Source organism: Alcanivorax sp. 1008 (assembly GCF_020667895.1).
GTDB lineage: Bacteria > Pseudomonadota > Gammaproteobacteria > Pseudomonadales > Alcanivoracaceae > PGZG01.
This window is the reverse complement of the sequence record NZ_JAFMPS010000001.1, coordinates 70097-84879: the sequence shown is the minus strand read 5'-3', so window position 1 is coordinate 84879 and position 14783 is coordinate 70097. Positions and strand designations below refer to the sequence as shown.

The window sequence follows — 14783 nt, the reverse complement described above, 5'->3', positions numbered from 1 at the left end:
TTCCCTGTTTTCGACCCTTGCTCTTGCCTGATCAGAATGCGCTTGCACCCTGTTCAGAAGTTGCTCCGGAAAAAGCGCTTCAGGCGCTCAATCCAGTCCACCGACCCGCCGCTACTGCCTCGCGAGTTGCGGTTATCTTGCTCATTTTTCTGGGCATGCAGCAGCAAGCCCACCGCAGTTGCATAAATCGGATTACGCACAACATCCGTAAGGCCGCTAACGCCCTGCGGCATACCAAGTCGTACTGGCATGTGGAAAATCTCTTCCGCCAGATCCACTGCACCCTCAATTTTGGAAGCACCACCGGTTAGCACAACGCCACCGGGGATCATATCTTCCAGACCAGAGCGGCGAATCTCAGCTTGTACTAAAGTGAAAAGCTCGTCGTATCGGGGCTCAACAACTTCAGCCAGGTTTTGACGGGATAGTGTGCGCGGCGGACGATCACCAACACTTGGCACCTTGATGGTTTCATCAACACCAGCAAGCTGGGTTAGCGCACATGCATAGCGAATCTTCAGCTCATCGGCGTGCTGTTTGGGGGTGCGCAGAGCCATGGCAATGTCGTTAGTTACCTGATCTCCGGCAATGGGAATATTGGCGGTGTGCCGGATTGCGCCGTCAATAAAGATGGCGATATCAGTGGTGCCGCCACCAATATCTACCATGCATACGCCAAGCTCACGCTCATCGTCCGTTAGCACAGAGTAACTGGACGCAACCTGCTCAAGAATAATGTCTTCCACTTCAAGGCCGCAGCGACGCACACACTTTTCAATGTTCTGCGCAGCATTTACTGCACAGGAAACCAAATGCACCCGCGCCTCAAGGCGCACACCGCTCATGCCGATTGGCTCTCGCACGCCCTCCTGGGTATCAACGATGTATTCCTGTGGCAACACATGCAGAACTTTCTGATCCGCCGGCATGACCACCGCCTGAGCCGCATCGAGAACCCGGTCAATGTCCGCCTGTGCCACTTCTCTCTCGCGGATGGCGACCATGCCATGGGAGTTCAAACTACGCACATGGGATCCGGCAATGCCTGCATATACAGAATGCACCTGACAGCCGGCCATTAGCTCTGCTTCTTCTACGGCACGCTGTATGGAGCGCACCGTTGCTTCAATATCTACTACCACCCCTTTACGCATGCCTCGGGAAGGATTGGAGCCAATACCGACGATCTCCATGGATCCGTCCAGGCCAACACGACCGACAATCGCCACCACTTTCGAGGTTCCGACATCGAGGCCCACATACATTTTTTCGCCGCTCGAGGTAGCCATGAAATCACACTCTCTTGTCAGTCGATGGTGACGTCTGCCGCCACTGCACTGCCATACCATCTGCATAGCGCAGATCCACGCGGGCCAGCCCGCGAGAATCAGCGGACAATACCCCTTCATACATGCGCACAAATCGGCGCAGCTTGCGTGCGTACTGATTGCGATCAACCACTAGCGCGACGCCATTATCTAACTCCAGCCTTGCGGTCAGCCTGGCATCCACGTCCAGACGACGGATCTGCAGTCCCACTGGCGCCAGCACCTTGCTCATGCTGTGGTAATAATCCATAACCGAACCAAGTCGCTCGACCGGGCCATGCAGACGCGGCAAACCATCTACGCTGTACTGCTTCAGTGCGCGAAATGGCTCGCCTGATGTGGACACCAGAAAATCTTCATTCCACACCGCCACCGGCACCCGCTCCTCAATAAGAAGTACCAGCCGATCCGGCCAGCTACGACTCACTTGCACATCCGCGACCCATTCCAGTGACCGCGCTGTACGAAAAACCTCTGCCAGTGGCACGCTGAAGAAATTTTCATCAGCCACCAAGCCCGATAGCGCCATTCTCACCTCGGCCTGACGCCGCTCATCCTTCACACCTTCAACACCGACGCTGCGGATCGGATAGCTATCCAAAGTGCCGGGCAGATAGATCACAGTGCCAATCACAACAAGCAAAGCGAATCCGCCAAGCAACAGTGGCATGGCGGCGGCCACTCTTTCCGCCAACGGCTTACGCTGCGGCTTCACCGGCAGCACTCGGGCACCGCGTAGCTTCACCGTTTTGCGGATCATGACCGGCGCTCCCAGGCCTGCAGTAGAATCTCGCCTACTAACTGGGCAAAGCTGCGACCGCTGGCCCGTGCTGCCATCGGCACCAGCGAATGGTCCGTCATGCCGGGCACAGTATTTACCTCCAGCAAGAAGAAATTTCCCTGCTGATCCTGCATTACATCAACCCGGCCCCAGCCGCTACAACCAACCACCTGAAATGCCTTTTTCGCTAACTGCTTAAGCTCCTCTTCCTTGTCGCCATCAAGGCCACAAGGGCAGATATACTGAGTGCTATCAGCCTGATACTTGGCGTTATAGTCGTAGAAGCTATTCGGGGTCTCCAGACGAATCGGTGGCAAGGCCTCATCGCCAAGAACGGCAACAGTAAACTCGGCGCCTTGAACCCAGCGCTCGACCAGAACTTCATTGTCATAAGCGGCAGCTTCGTTAATTGCCTCAGCCAATTGGGCTGCATCATCAACTTTACGCATGCCAATTGAAGAGCCCTCATGGGCGGGCTTTACCATCAGCGGAAAGCCCAGATCCACCTCAGCCACACCTGCAAGGTAAAACGCTGGAGTTGGCAAGCCGGCGCCACTCCAGATCAGCTTTGTATGTATCTTGCTCATACCAATAGCAGAGGCCATCACACCGCTGCCTGTATAAGGGATGCCCATATGCTCCAGCGCACCCTGAATAACACCGTCCTCGCCACCACGGCCATGTAGAGCGATGAAGCAGATTGCAAAATCATCCAGCGCATCGAAATTCGCTTGCGCCGTATCAACGCATACGGCATTGACGCCGAGCGACAACAGAGCGGAATGGACCTCGGCACCGCTACGCAGGGAAACCTCCCGCTCCGCGGACCGACCACCGCATAGCACTGCCACAGGACCGATAGCGGCCAACTTATTCTTCAGTGTGATCAAGGCATCAGTCACGACCACCCTCCTCAATCAACTGCCGAGCAATCGCTGACACATTGCCGGCACCCTGAGTTATCAGAAGGTCGCCATCACGTAGTACCTTGGCAAGCAGAGCGGATAGCTTGGCTGAGTCATCAACGTAGATCGGCTCGACCTGACCTCGCTGCCGCAGACTGTGACAGAGAGATCTGGAGTCAGCGGCCGGGATGGGATCTTCCCCGGCGCTATAAACTTCCAGCATCAGTAATGCGTCGACGTTGGACAGCACATCGACAAAGTCTTCGTAGAGGTCGCGAGTACGGGTATAACGATGCGGCTGAAACAGCATTACCAAACGCCGCTCTGGCCAGCCATCACGTACTGCCTTGATGGTTGCCTCAACCTCACGGGGATGATGGCCGTAGTCATCTACTAATGTGGCGCTACCATCCGCAGTGCGGTACTCGCCAAGTACATCGAAACGACGACCAACTCCAGTAAAGCCATTCAGACCAGCAATTATGGCCTGATCCGGCACATTCTCATCTGTGGCCACCGCAATCGCTGCCAGTGCATTAAGGACGTTATGCCGACCCGGCATGGGCAGTGCTATCTGCAACCCTGGCTTGCCTTCGCGAATCACCTGAAACGAGGTCACCATGCCTTTTTGGCTGACGGCCTCTGCGCGAACATCAGCATCTTCACTAAAGCCATAACTGATCAGCTGACGATTGACACGTGGCAACAACTTGCGCACCACCGGATCATCGATACACATCACGGCCAAGCCATAGAACGGCAGGTTCTGCAGAAACTCGATAAACGTGTTTTCGAGCTTGGCAAAATCACCCCCGTAGGTATGCATGTGATCTGCATCAATATTAGTAACCACTGCAACCATGGGCTGTAGATGCAAGAACGAGGCATCGGACTCATCCGCTTCAGCCACCAGATAGTGGCTCTGCCCCAGCCGGGCATTAGTTCCCGAGCTGGTGAGCTTGCCTCCAATGACAAAGGTCGGGTCGAACTTGGCCTCACCCAGAATTGAGGCAATCATTGATGTGGTTGTGGTTTTGCCATGAGTGCCGGCAACCGCTATGCCGTGACGGAAGCGCATCAGCTCCGCCAGCATCTGTGCTCGTGGCACCAATGGGATACGGCGACGCTTGGCTTCCTGCACCTCAAGGTTGTCCTCATCAACCGCGGTTGATGTCACCACCACATCAGCATCACCTACATTTTCCCCACGGTGCCCGATCTCAACACGGACACCAAGGCTGCGCAGTCGCAACACAACTGGAGATTCACGCAAATCAGAACCACTAATCTCATAGCCCTGATTGCATAACACCTCGGCGATGCCGCACATGCCGACACCACCAATACCAACAAAGTGAATGCGACGGATGCGGCGCATTTCCGGTACAACATGCGCAACCGGATCAGCCATGGGCCACCTCCTGACAAATATCTGCAACGGTCGCAGCGCTGTCCGGCAAGGCCATTGCTCGAGCACGTTCTGCCATCTGCATCAGCGCCTTGCGATCGCCGAGAACTTCAATACGGGCACGCAAGCCATCTGCACTCAAACCACTCTGCGGTAACAATAGGGCAGCATCCCGATCTGACAACCAGCGGGCATTATGGGTCTGATGATCATCCACAGCCGTGGGCAGCGGAATAAACAAGGCAGCCACCCCCGCCGCGGCAATTTCGCTAACCGTCGATGCACCGCTGCGGCAGATCACCAGATCTGCCCATGAAAATGCATCCGCCATGTCATCAATAAACTCACTAAGCTGCACTTTGGCTGCCAGCCCGTTCCACGCATGAGCAGCTTCATCAGTACGGCCACGTCCAGTTTGGTGACGCACTTCAAAGTCCACTTCTGACAGAGCCTGAGACAACGCCTCAGGCAGCTGCTTGTTCAGCGCCAGGGCCCCTTGACTGCCGCCAGTGATCAGAATGCGCAGAGCACCATCACGCTCGCTGTATCGCTGCGCGGGAGCCGGCAGTGTGGCAATCGCCTTGCGCACTGGGTTGCCGGTGGTCATTGCCTGATTAAACGCACCGGGAAAGCCCTGTAATACCTGACCAGCAAAGCGCGCCAGCACTCTGTTTGTCATTCCAGGCCGGGCATTCTGCTCATGAATAATCAACGGTACACCTGCCAACCGCGCGGCAATCGCGCCCGGCCCACTGGCATAGCCACCAAAGCCGATGGCGACCACGGGGCGCAACTGGCGGACAATGCGCCATGCTGCCAACACAGTGCCAAGCAACATAAAAGGCGCCAGTAAACGGCGACCGAGTCCACCACCTCGAATGCCGCGCACAGCCAAACGATGCAAAGGATAGTCTGCAGCAGGGACCAGTCGATTCTCGATACCTTGCTCTGAGCCAAGCCAGGCGATCGACACGCCGCGCTGGCGCAACACATCAGCCACTGCGAGGGCCGGCATAACGTGACCGCCGGTTCCACCGGCCATTACCAGCATCAAGGGCTTCATCGACGCTCCCTCCGCCGGGCCGGAACATGCGCGGCTGCCTCGGTACCGATCTTTAGCACCAGCGCAATCATCACCGACATAACCAGAAGAGAGCTGCCGCCATAGCTGACTAGCGGCAAAGTCAGCCCTTTGGTTGGCAACAAACCCATATTAACGCCCATATTCACAAAGGCCTGCGAAGCAAAAACCAGTGCGATACCCAGCACCAACTGGCCGCTGAATAGCTGCTGCTTGTCCAGCAAACGAAAAGCCAACTGAAAAATACGTGCACATACCAGAATAAAAAGGGAGATCAATAACACCGTGCCGATCAAGCCAAATTCCTCGGCAGTCACAGCAAAAACGAAATCAGTATGAGCTTCAGGCAGATAGAAAAGCTTCTGCACACTATTGCCCAAACCGACGCCATCAATATGCCCACGACCAAAGGCAATCAGGCTCTGGGTTAACTGATAGCCGCCGCCGAACTGATCTGCCCACGGGTCAAGAAAGCTCATCAGCCGCGCCACCCGATAGGGCTGTAAAAGCGCCACAGCCGCTGCTGCCAACACCACCGTTAATGCAACCGACAAAAAGCGCAGCATCGGCACGCCAGCCATAAACAGCATTCCCATGGTGGCAATACCCAGCACAACAGCAGCGCCAAAATCCGGCTCCGCCAGAAGCAGCAACGCCAGAAAACCAAGTACACCAAGCGGTATCAGGAATGTCTGCCAACGTTGCTGCAGCGCATCACGCTGATTATTGATATAGCCAGCCAGCCAGATCAGGTAGCCCAGCTTGGCAGGCTCCGAAGCCTGAATATTAAACCCGGGCAAAGAAATCCAACGCTGCGAGCCATTAACTTCTCGGCCAATCCCGGGAACCAGCACCGCCATCAGGATCAAGACAGCGCCAATCAATGCCAGCATGCGCAGCCTTTCCAGCATCACCACCGGAACAAGAAGATAGGTCAACACACCAGCAGTGGCCGCCAGCAACAGGTAAACCAGATGGCGGCTAAAGAAATAGAACGGCGAACCAAGTTTGGTCTCGGCGATCTGTAACGAGGCAGACATCACCATCACCAGGCCAGTGATCGCCAGCAGCAAGACGCCACCAAGCAACCACATATCCTCTGGACGACGATGTAGCACCCGCTCATGCGCCATGCAGCACCTCCGTCACGCATTTAACAAAGGTGTCACCACGATCCGCATAGCCACTGAACATATCGAAACTGGCACAGGCGGGCGATAGCAGCACTGCATCACCTGCCTCAGCCAGCAAGGAAGCGCGGCGAACCGCATCAGCCATATCTTCAGCATAATGACAGGACACATCAGCCAGTGCCCCACCTAACATGCGCGCATCTTCACCGATCAGTACTGCCGCGCGAATATTATCCCTGGCAGCAGCCAGCGGAGAGAAGTCCTGACCCTTGCCCTGACCTCCGGCGATCAAAACGATCTTTCCCGGAATGGCCGGCCCAATACCGGCCAAGGCGGCAAGCGTGGCACCCACGTTGGTGCCCTTGGAATCATTAAACCACTGCACACCACGGTGCTCGGTCACGAGTACACAGCGATGCGGCAAACCGGCGAACTCCTGCACGGCACGAAGACATACCTGACGCTCCAGGCCCAATGCTTCCGCCATAGCGAGTACCGCGAGAACGTTTAATGCATTGTGATGACCGCGCAGCTTTAAAGCAGACGCAGCCAGCAGATCTTCCCCGCGACGCATCAATACCCCTCGCTGAACATCGAGGCGGTAGTCAGCATCCGCGTGAATACCAAATGTTATCTGTGCAGGAACAGGGCCCTGCGGGCGAGTAGCTTCATCATCAATATTCCACACCGCCACTTCGCAACCGTCATAAACCCGTTGCTTGGCGGCGACGTAATCACCAAAGCCGGCATAACGATCCATGTGATCCTGGGACATATTCAGAATGCAGGCTACTTGGGCGCTCAAACTAAAAGTTGTTTCCAGCTGGAAGCTGGAAAGCTCCATTACATAGAGCTCCGCTTCCTGTCCAAGCAGATCAAGTGCTGGTGTGCCCAGATTGCCGCCGGCCAGAGCACGTAGTCCTGTAGAGCGAGCCACTTCACCTAGCAACGCCGTGACCGTACTTTTTGCATTCGATCCAGTAATAGCCGCAACCGGCTCGCTGGCAGCTCGGGCAAACAGTTCAATGTCCCCAATTACCTCTTTCCCAGCCGCTGCTTGACGGGCAATTTCCACATTGGACACCGCCACACCCGGACTAACGATTAGCCGTCTCGCTTCGTTCAGCCAGTCCTCGCGGAGCCCGCCAGTATGAATTGGAACACCTGCAAATTGCTCTCGAATGGCCGCGATACCTGGCGGCTCGGCACGGGTATCCATTGCCCGCACCGGCTCTTCCTGAGCCAGCAGATAACGCAGGCAAGACTGCCCCGTTACGCCAAGCCCAATAACCAGATCAAACGCTGCGCTCACGCTACGCTCCTCAACGAATCTTCAGTGTAGCTAAACCGATCAACACCAGGATCACGGTGATAATCCAGAAACGAACAATAATTTTTGGCTCTGGCCATCCCTTCAGCTCGAAGTGGTGATGAATAGGAGCCATGCGGAAAATACGTCGGCCGGTGAGCTTGAAAGAGGCCACCTGCATCATCACAGAGACAGTCTCCATGACGAATACTCCCCCCATAATGAACAGGACTATTTCCTGCCGAACGATCACCGCCATAACACCTAACATGGCCCCTAGTGCCAGCGCGCCAACGTCACCCATGAATACCTGCGCCGGGTATGTGTTGAACCATAGAAAGCCAAGACCAGCACCGCATAACGCCGCCACCATGACAACTAGTTCACCGGAACCTGCGATGTAGGGAATATGAAGATAGCTTGCGAACTGGGTGTGACCCGATGCATAGGCAAATACACCCAGCGCTGCAGCCACCAGCACGGTAGGCATAATTGCCAATCCATCGAGGCCGTCGGTAAGGTTCACCGCGTTACTGGTGCCATTGATAACGAAATAGGTCAGGACGATATAGAACACCCCCATGTTAATCGCGACGTCCTTGAAGAACGGCACAATCAACTGCGTTTCCGCCGGGCTCTGTGCGGTGAAATAAAGTGCGCAAGCCGCGCCCAGAGCACCAACTGACTGCCACAGGTACTTCCATTTTGCCGGCAGGCCGCGGGAATTCTTCTGGATCACTTTGCGCCAGTCGTCCACCCAGCCTACTGCGCCAAACACCACCACTACGCCCAATGTGATCCAGACATAGCGATTGTCCAGATCCGCCCACAACAGAGTCGACAGAATGATCGCCAACAGGATCAGGGCTCCGCCCATAGTCGGCGTACCTGCCTTCGAGAAATGACTTTTCGGACCATCATCACGAATCGCCTGGCCAACCTGATACTGCTTTAGCTTGCGAATCATCAGCGGCCCCACAAAGAAGGCAATGAACAGCGCCGTCAAAACACTGAAAATCGCCCTCAAGGTGATGTACTGCAGCACCAGAAAGCCAGAATTAAACTGGGCAAGATATTCCGCCAGCCAGAGCAACATCAGTGCGTCTCCTCAATAAGCTGCAGAGCAGTGATGACCGCTTCCATTCCAGCGCTGCGTGAACCTTTGACTAACACCGTGCCGCCCTGCGACAGCACTGACCTGGCAAGTTCTGCCGCAGAGTGATAACCATCAGCCTGCTCCGCACCCTGACCAAAGGCCTGTGCCGCCTGAGCAGCCAGAGCACCCACTGTTATCAAGCGATCAAGCCCAGCTGAACGTGCGTATTCACCCAGCTGCTTATGAATTTCCATTTCATCCGGGCCAAGCTCAGCCAGATTGCCCAAGACCAGAGCTCTAGGTGCTGGCTGTGCTGATAGCCAGTCAATAACCACCCGTACTGAGCCAGGATTAGCGTTATAACTGTCATCCACCAGCGTGCCGCCCATGCAGGCCTGCATATTCATCCGGCCTTTAACCGGCTTAAGCTGGGTTAAACGGGGCAACGCCTCATCGATGGCAACTCCGGCCTCAACCACCGCAGCAATTGCCACCAATGCATTACTGACCTGATGGGCTCCAGGCAAAGGAAGGTGCACGTTGTAACGACGGGCCTCGTGCAGCAATACAAAGTCCACTGCGGAACCATTCAGGCTAACCTGTTCAGCACTCCAGTCCGCACCACTGTATTGACCCACAGTTACTACGCGCAGTCCGGCCTGCAACGCCTGAGTGGTAAAGAAACCAGCAAACTGGTCATCCGCATTGACGATCGCCACCGCATCCGCAGCAGTAGCGGAATAGATTTCCGCCTTGGCATCAGCAATACCCTGCATGGAACCGAAGCCTTCAAGATGAGCTCCGGTAACATTGGTAATCATCACTATCTGTGGGCGCACCAGTGAACATGTCCAGGCGATCTCTCCCGGCGCATTGGCACCGAGCTCAAACACTCCATAACGGTGACCACCGTTAACACCAAGCAGGGTCAGCGGCACTCCGATGTCATTATTGAGGTTGCCTTTAGTGGCGTGCACAGCGGTGTCGCCAGGCCGCGACGACAACATACAGGCAATCATTTCCTTAACTGTGGTTTTACCCGCGTTGCCGGTCACCGCTATGCGGGCAAGGGAATACTGTGCAGCCCAACCCGCAGCCAGTAGGCCGAGAGCTCGACGACTGTCACCAACGACAACGGCAGGCAGTTGCGCCACCGGTTGCTCGCACAACGCCGCTACGGCACCGGATTTGGCTGCATCCCCAATAAAGTTCTGCCCGTCGAAACGCTCGCCACGCAGGGCGACAAACAAATCCCCCGGACGAATATCGCGGGTATCCGTACAGACGCGGGAGAACTCCACATCTGCACCGGACAGGCGACCATCACAGAAACCCGCCACCTGAGATAGCCTCATTGACCACCTCCATGCCGTGCATGCAGTGCTTCCCGCGCCAATGAAACATCATCCATCGGCAACTTTTTCGCGCCGATTTCCTGCCAATGTTCATGGCCTTTTCCTGCCACCAGCACCACATCACCGGGTGCCGCCTGTAATACCGCAGTACGAACCGCCTCGCGACGATCATCGATAACCTGAACCGCCATTGCATGCTGTACACCGGCAAGCATGTCACCAATAATTTCCTGTACGGATTCGTCCCGCGGATTGTCCGCAGTAAAAATCAACTGGTCGGCTAGCTGCTCAGCCACAGCAGCCATCTGCGGGCGCTTTCCGGTGTCGCGATTGCCGCCACAACCAACCACACACCAGATCTTGCCGGTAAAGTGCTCACGAACCGCATGCAAGGACTTCTCTAGAGCGTCCGGGGTATGCGCATAATCCACTAGAACAACCGGCGCGTCGTCAGCCAGCACTGGCTGCATACGGCCTGGCACAGGCGTTACTGCCGACAGTGCGGCGCCAATTGCATTTGGCGCCAAGCCTTGCACCGCAAGCATGCCGGCCACAATCATCAGGTTGTCGATATTGAACCGTCCGTAAAGCGGCAGCTGTAATGACAGACTCTCGCCGGCCACACTGATGCGTGCACTCATGCCATCAGCATTGAGCTGCACATCAGTACAGAAAATATCCGCATCTTTGCCGCCTACCCGGACACAGCGAATATTGTCAGCCAGCTGCGCGGCCAGACGAGCACCATAACGATCACCGGTATTGATCACTGCACCGGCAATGGCATGACCATGAAACAGCCGGCTCTTGGCGGCAAAGTAGCCATCCATATCACCATGGTAATCAAGATGATCCCGGCTCAGATTAGTAAACGCGGCGATGTTCACTGAGACACCAGCCAAGCGATCCTGGGCCAGCGCATGGGAAGAAACTTCCATGGCCACATAGCGGGCGCCGCGATCACGAAATGCGGCAAGGGATTCATGCAGTGTCAACGTATCCGGCGTGGTGTGGCCGATATCATCATGATAATCGCCATAATGTGCGCCTAATGTCCCTATCAAGCCGCAAGGCATATCCACCGCATTCATAGCATCGCGCAAAAACCAGGCAACACTACTTTTTCCATTTGTACCGGTAACTCCCAGTACGCTAAGCGAGGCCATCGGGTTTCGGTGAAAGCGCATAGCCAAATCAACCAGACCAGCCGATAGCGATGGCATACCAATTACAGGCACGCCGCCCTGCTCAGCTTCCGAGTACTTGTCTGACTCAGTAAGCACCGCAACAGCACCGGCATGAATAGCAGCCTCAATGAAACGACGACCATCTTGACGAGCGCCACCCAGAGCGACAAACAAGTCCCCATCACGCACTCGACGGCTGTCCAGACGCATACCCTGAACACAGCACTGGGCATGCCGCGCAGATAGCGCCATATCCGGCAGTAATTGCTGAAGGGTCATCATGAGCGCCCCTCACTGGCTGTAACGCCCGCCCAGATACCCTGACTCGCGTCGGGGGTAACATTCAGGGTACGCAATACGCCTTCCATAACGCGGGAAAATACCGGCGCGGCCACTTCGCCGCCGTAGTATGCCTCGCCCGCAGGATCATCAATTACCACCACAGTCACATAGCGCGGGTTGTCTAGCGGCGCCACACCAACAAACAAACTTAAATAGTTGTCATCCGCATAGGCACCATTAACTATCTTGTGCACCGTGCCGGTTTTGCCACCCACCTGATAGCCGTTAACCCGAGCCTGGCGCGCCGTACCATGGTCGCTCACCACAACACCCAGCATGTCTACCAACATGCCAGCGGTAGCGGCCGAGATCACACGCTCTCCTTTTGGCGGCTCATTTACTCGTGTCAGTGAAACCGGCAAATGTACGCCATCATTGGCTACCACCGCATAGGCCTGAGCAAGCTGCAGGGCCGTCACTGAAATGCCGTAGCCATAAGACAGCGTGGCCTGCTCGATGTCGCGCCAACGCGCCCGCAGCGGGAGCACACCATCGCTTTCACCGGGAAAAGGAATACCGGTGGCACGGCCAAAACCAAATCGATCGAGCATGTTCTGCAGTTGCTGCGGCTGCATGTCTAACGCCAGCTTGGTGGTCATAACGTTAGATGACTTACCAAAGGCTGCCGTTATATCCATCACCCCATAATTGCGATGATCGCGAATGGTTTTGCCGGACACTCTTATGGTTCCAGGGCGAGTGTCGATCATGCTATGCGGTGTCACCATTCCCGCTTCCAACGCGGTAGCCAGAGTAATGGTCTTCAGTGTCGAGCCTGGTTCAAATAGATCCGTCACCGCACGATTTCGCATGGCCGATGGGCTCAGGCTGGCACGACCGTTGGGGTTATAACCGGGCTGATTAACCATGGCGAGAATCTCGCCGGTATCCGCATCCAGCACCACCACCGAGCCACCGCTGGCATTATGTCGGCTTACGGCACTCATCAATTCGCGATAGGCCAAATACTGCAAGCGCAAATCAATGCTTAACTGCACATCCTGACCAGGCCGCGCCTCTTCAATAATCTCAATGTCTTGAATTACCCGGCCAATCAGATCGCGCACCACTCTCTTGCGACCGGCCGCACCACGCAGGACTTCTTCAAATGACAGCTCGATACCTTCCTGGCCAATATCATCAATGTTGGTAAAGCCAACTACATGACTGGTCACTTCCGCTGCAGGATAGTAACGGCGGTACTCGGTCAGCGCGTAGATACCGGGCACTCTCTGATCGAGCACCTGCTGCGCCTGCTCGGGAGCAAGATGTCTGGACAAATAAATGAATTCTCGCTGCGAGTTAGGCAGCACGCGCTGGGCTAGCGCCTTGCTGTCCAGCACCTTGTTACCATTCAACCGGCTCCAGCTGTCACGGGATTCCAACGCCTCACGGGGGTTGGCCCACAGCGTAATTACCGGAGTACTAACCGCCAGTGGCCGGCCATGGCGATCCGAAATAACGCCTCGATGCGCTGCCAGCGGCTCAACCCGCAAGTTGCGCATATCACCCTGACGGGACAGAAACTCGTGCTGCACGATATGCAGATCCACTGCCCGTGCCAGTAAGCCAATGCCCAGCAGCGCCCAGAAAGCAACCATAAAGAGGTAGCGCTTGCGCAAAGAGCCGGTGCTGTTACGCTGCGCCGACTTCATGGCTTCACCACTACGCGTTGATCAGCATTGGGCAGCGCCATGGAAAGCTTTTCTCTGGCTATGCGCTCCACCCGGGCATAGGCCCCCCAGGTGCTCTGCTCCAACAGCAATTGACCCCACTCGGTCTGCAAACGATTGTGTTCCGCCTGCAATCGCTGCACTTCGTTGGTCAGTCGACGAGCCTCATGTACCGACCAGCTAACTGCCAGCGCAGATAGCACCAGCAGTAGCAGAGTCAGCACTTCAGCTCGCCAGATCAGGTTCATGCGCCCACCCGCTCAGCCACACGCAACACGGCGCTGCGCGCTCGTGGATTGCGCTTCACTTCTGCATCGGAAGCATGACGAGCCTTGCCCAAAGGCTGCAGGCGCGGTGCCGGCATTTCAATCGGCAGGCCTCGCGGCATGGGTGCACGGCCAGACTCATCACGAATAAATTGCTTAACGATACGGTCTTCCAGGGAGTGGAAGCTGATCACCGCCAGACGTCCGCCAGCTGCAAGGCAGTCAATGGTCTGGGCCAGCAGATTCTCAAGCGCTCCAAGCTCCTGATTGATATAGATACGAATGGCCTGAAATGTCCGCGTCGCCGGGTGCTTTCCAGGCTCACCACGGCCGATCGCGCGACCACAAAGGGCAGCCAGCTCGGTAGTACGGGTTAAAGGACTTTCCTTGCGTGTCTCGCAAATCATTCGCGCAATACGGCGGGACTTCTTCTCTTCGCCAAAGCGATAAAGCACATCCGCAATATCTTTTTCATCGGCACGTGCCAGCCACTGCGCGGCACTCTCTCCGACATTCGGATTCATGCGCATATCCAGCGGGCCGTCACGTAGGAAACTGAACCCTCGAGCGGCATCGTCCAACTGCGGCGATGACACACCAAGATCCATCAGCAAACCATCAATTAGTCGACCTTCCTCAGCAACTACCTGGTCAAGGCAATCAAAACGCCCCGCAACAATGCGAAAGCGGGCATCTGCCCGCTCCAGTTGCTGTCCGATGATGACCGCCTCCGGGTCCTGATCAATGCCTATCAAGCGCGCCCCTGCCCCAAGCCTATCGAGCAGAGCGCGACTGTGCCCGCCCCTCCCGAAGGTGGCGTCGACATAAAAGCCGTCGGCGCGGGTTGGCAGCATTTCCAGTACCTCATCCAACATGACTGACTGATGGGCAAATTGTTCTGCGGTGGCCATAGGCATCC

The 14783-nt window shown here is 56.0% G+C and carries 13 protein-coding genes; all 13 read right to left on the bottom strand.

All coding sequences use genetic code 11. The annotated features are described in order from the left end of the window. Positions 1-53: 53 nt before the first annotated feature. Genes ftsA through rsmH form a run of 13 tightly spaced genes read right to left on the bottom strand, consistent with a single transcriptional unit; the run spans position 54 to position 14775 of the window. On the bottom strand, positions 54-1289 hold the full coding sequence (gene ftsA / locus J1C54_RS00445) for a cell division protein FtsA (protein ID WP_229143860.1): 1236 nt from the start codon (positions 1287-1289) through the stop codon (positions 54-56). A 4-nt stretch (positions 1290-1293) separates the two neighbouring features. After that, positions 1294-2088 carry a cell division protein FtsQ/DivIB gene (locus J1C54_RS00440; RefSeq protein WP_229143859.1) on the bottom strand — a complete coding sequence of 265 codons (795 nt, stop codon included), beginning with the start codon at positions 2086-2088 and terminating at the stop codon, positions 1294-1296. Further along, positions 2085-3011, bottom strand: a complete 927-nt coding sequence (locus J1C54_RS00435) for a D-alanine--D-alanine ligase (RefSeq protein WP_229143858.1) — start codon at positions 3009-3011, stop codon at positions 2085-2087. Before J1C54_RS00435 ends, J1C54_RS00440 begins: the two co-directional genes overlap by 4 nt. Beyond that, complete coding sequence (gene murC / locus J1C54_RS00430) at positions 3004-4425, bottom strand: UDP-N-acetylmuramate--L-alanine ligase (protein WP_229143857.1); 1422 nt, start codon at positions 4423-4425, stop codon at positions 3004-3006. The genes J1C54_RS00435 and murC overlap by 8 nt, the downstream gene beginning before the upstream one ends. Next, a complete protein-coding gene (gene murG, locus J1C54_RS00425; protein ID WP_229143856.1) occupies positions 4418-5485 on the bottom strand; it encodes an undecaprenyldiphospho-muramoylpentapeptide beta-N-acetylglucosaminyltransferase in 1068 nt (355 codons plus the stop codon). Before murG ends, murC begins: the two co-directional genes overlap by 8 nt. Further along, positions 5482-6636 (bottom strand): putative lipid II flippase FtsW, encoded by a 1155-nt coding sequence (gene ftsW / locus J1C54_RS00420; RefSeq protein WP_229143855.1) that lies wholly within the window; start codon positions 6634-6636, stop codon positions 5482-5484. Before ftsW ends, murG begins: the two co-directional genes overlap by 4 nt. After that, the gene (gene murD, locus J1C54_RS00415; protein WP_229143854.1) at positions 6626-7948 is read right to left on the bottom strand and encodes a UDP-N-acetylmuramoyl-L-alanine--D-glutamate ligase; all 1323 of its coding nucleotides are present in this window, start codon (positions 7946-7948) and stop codon (positions 6626-6628) included. The genes ftsW and murD overlap by 11 nt, the downstream gene beginning before the upstream one ends. A gap of 10 nt (positions 7949-7958) precedes the next feature. After that, entirely contained in the window at positions 7959-9041 is a 1083-nt protein-coding gene (mraY, locus tag J1C54_RS00410; RefSeq protein ID WP_229143853.1) for a phospho-N-acetylmuramoyl-pentapeptide-transferase, read from the bottom strand. Next, entirely contained in the window at positions 9041-10396 is a 1356-nt protein-coding gene (gene murF / locus J1C54_RS00405; RefSeq protein ID WP_229143852.1) for a UDP-N-acetylmuramoyl-tripeptide--D-alanyl-D-alanine ligase, read from the bottom strand. Before murF ends, mraY begins: the two co-directional genes overlap by 1 nt. After that, positions 10393-11865, bottom strand: a complete 1473-nt coding sequence (locus J1C54_RS00400; protein WP_229143851.1) for a UDP-N-acetylmuramoyl-L-alanyl-D-glutamate--2,6-diaminopimelate ligase — start codon at positions 11863-11865, stop codon at positions 10393-10395. Before J1C54_RS00400 ends, murF begins: the two co-directional genes overlap by 4 nt. After that, positions 11862-13580 (bottom strand): penicillin-binding protein 2, encoded by a 1719-nt coding sequence (locus tag J1C54_RS00395; RefSeq protein ID WP_229143850.1) that lies wholly within the window; start codon positions 13578-13580, stop codon positions 11862-11864. Before J1C54_RS00395 ends, J1C54_RS00400 begins: the two co-directional genes overlap by 4 nt. Then, on the bottom strand, positions 13577-13846 hold the full coding sequence (gene ftsL, locus J1C54_RS00390; protein WP_229143849.1) for a cell division protein FtsL: 270 nt from the start codon (positions 13844-13846) through the stop codon (positions 13577-13579). Before ftsL ends, J1C54_RS00395 begins: the two co-directional genes overlap by 4 nt. Next, entirely contained in the window at positions 13843-14775 is a 933-nt protein-coding gene (rsmH, locus tag J1C54_RS00385) for a 16S rRNA (cytosine(1402)-N(4))-methyltransferase RsmH (RefSeq protein WP_229143848.1), read from the bottom strand. Before rsmH ends, ftsL begins: the two co-directional genes overlap by 4 nt. Positions 14776-14783 lie beyond the last annotated feature (8 nt).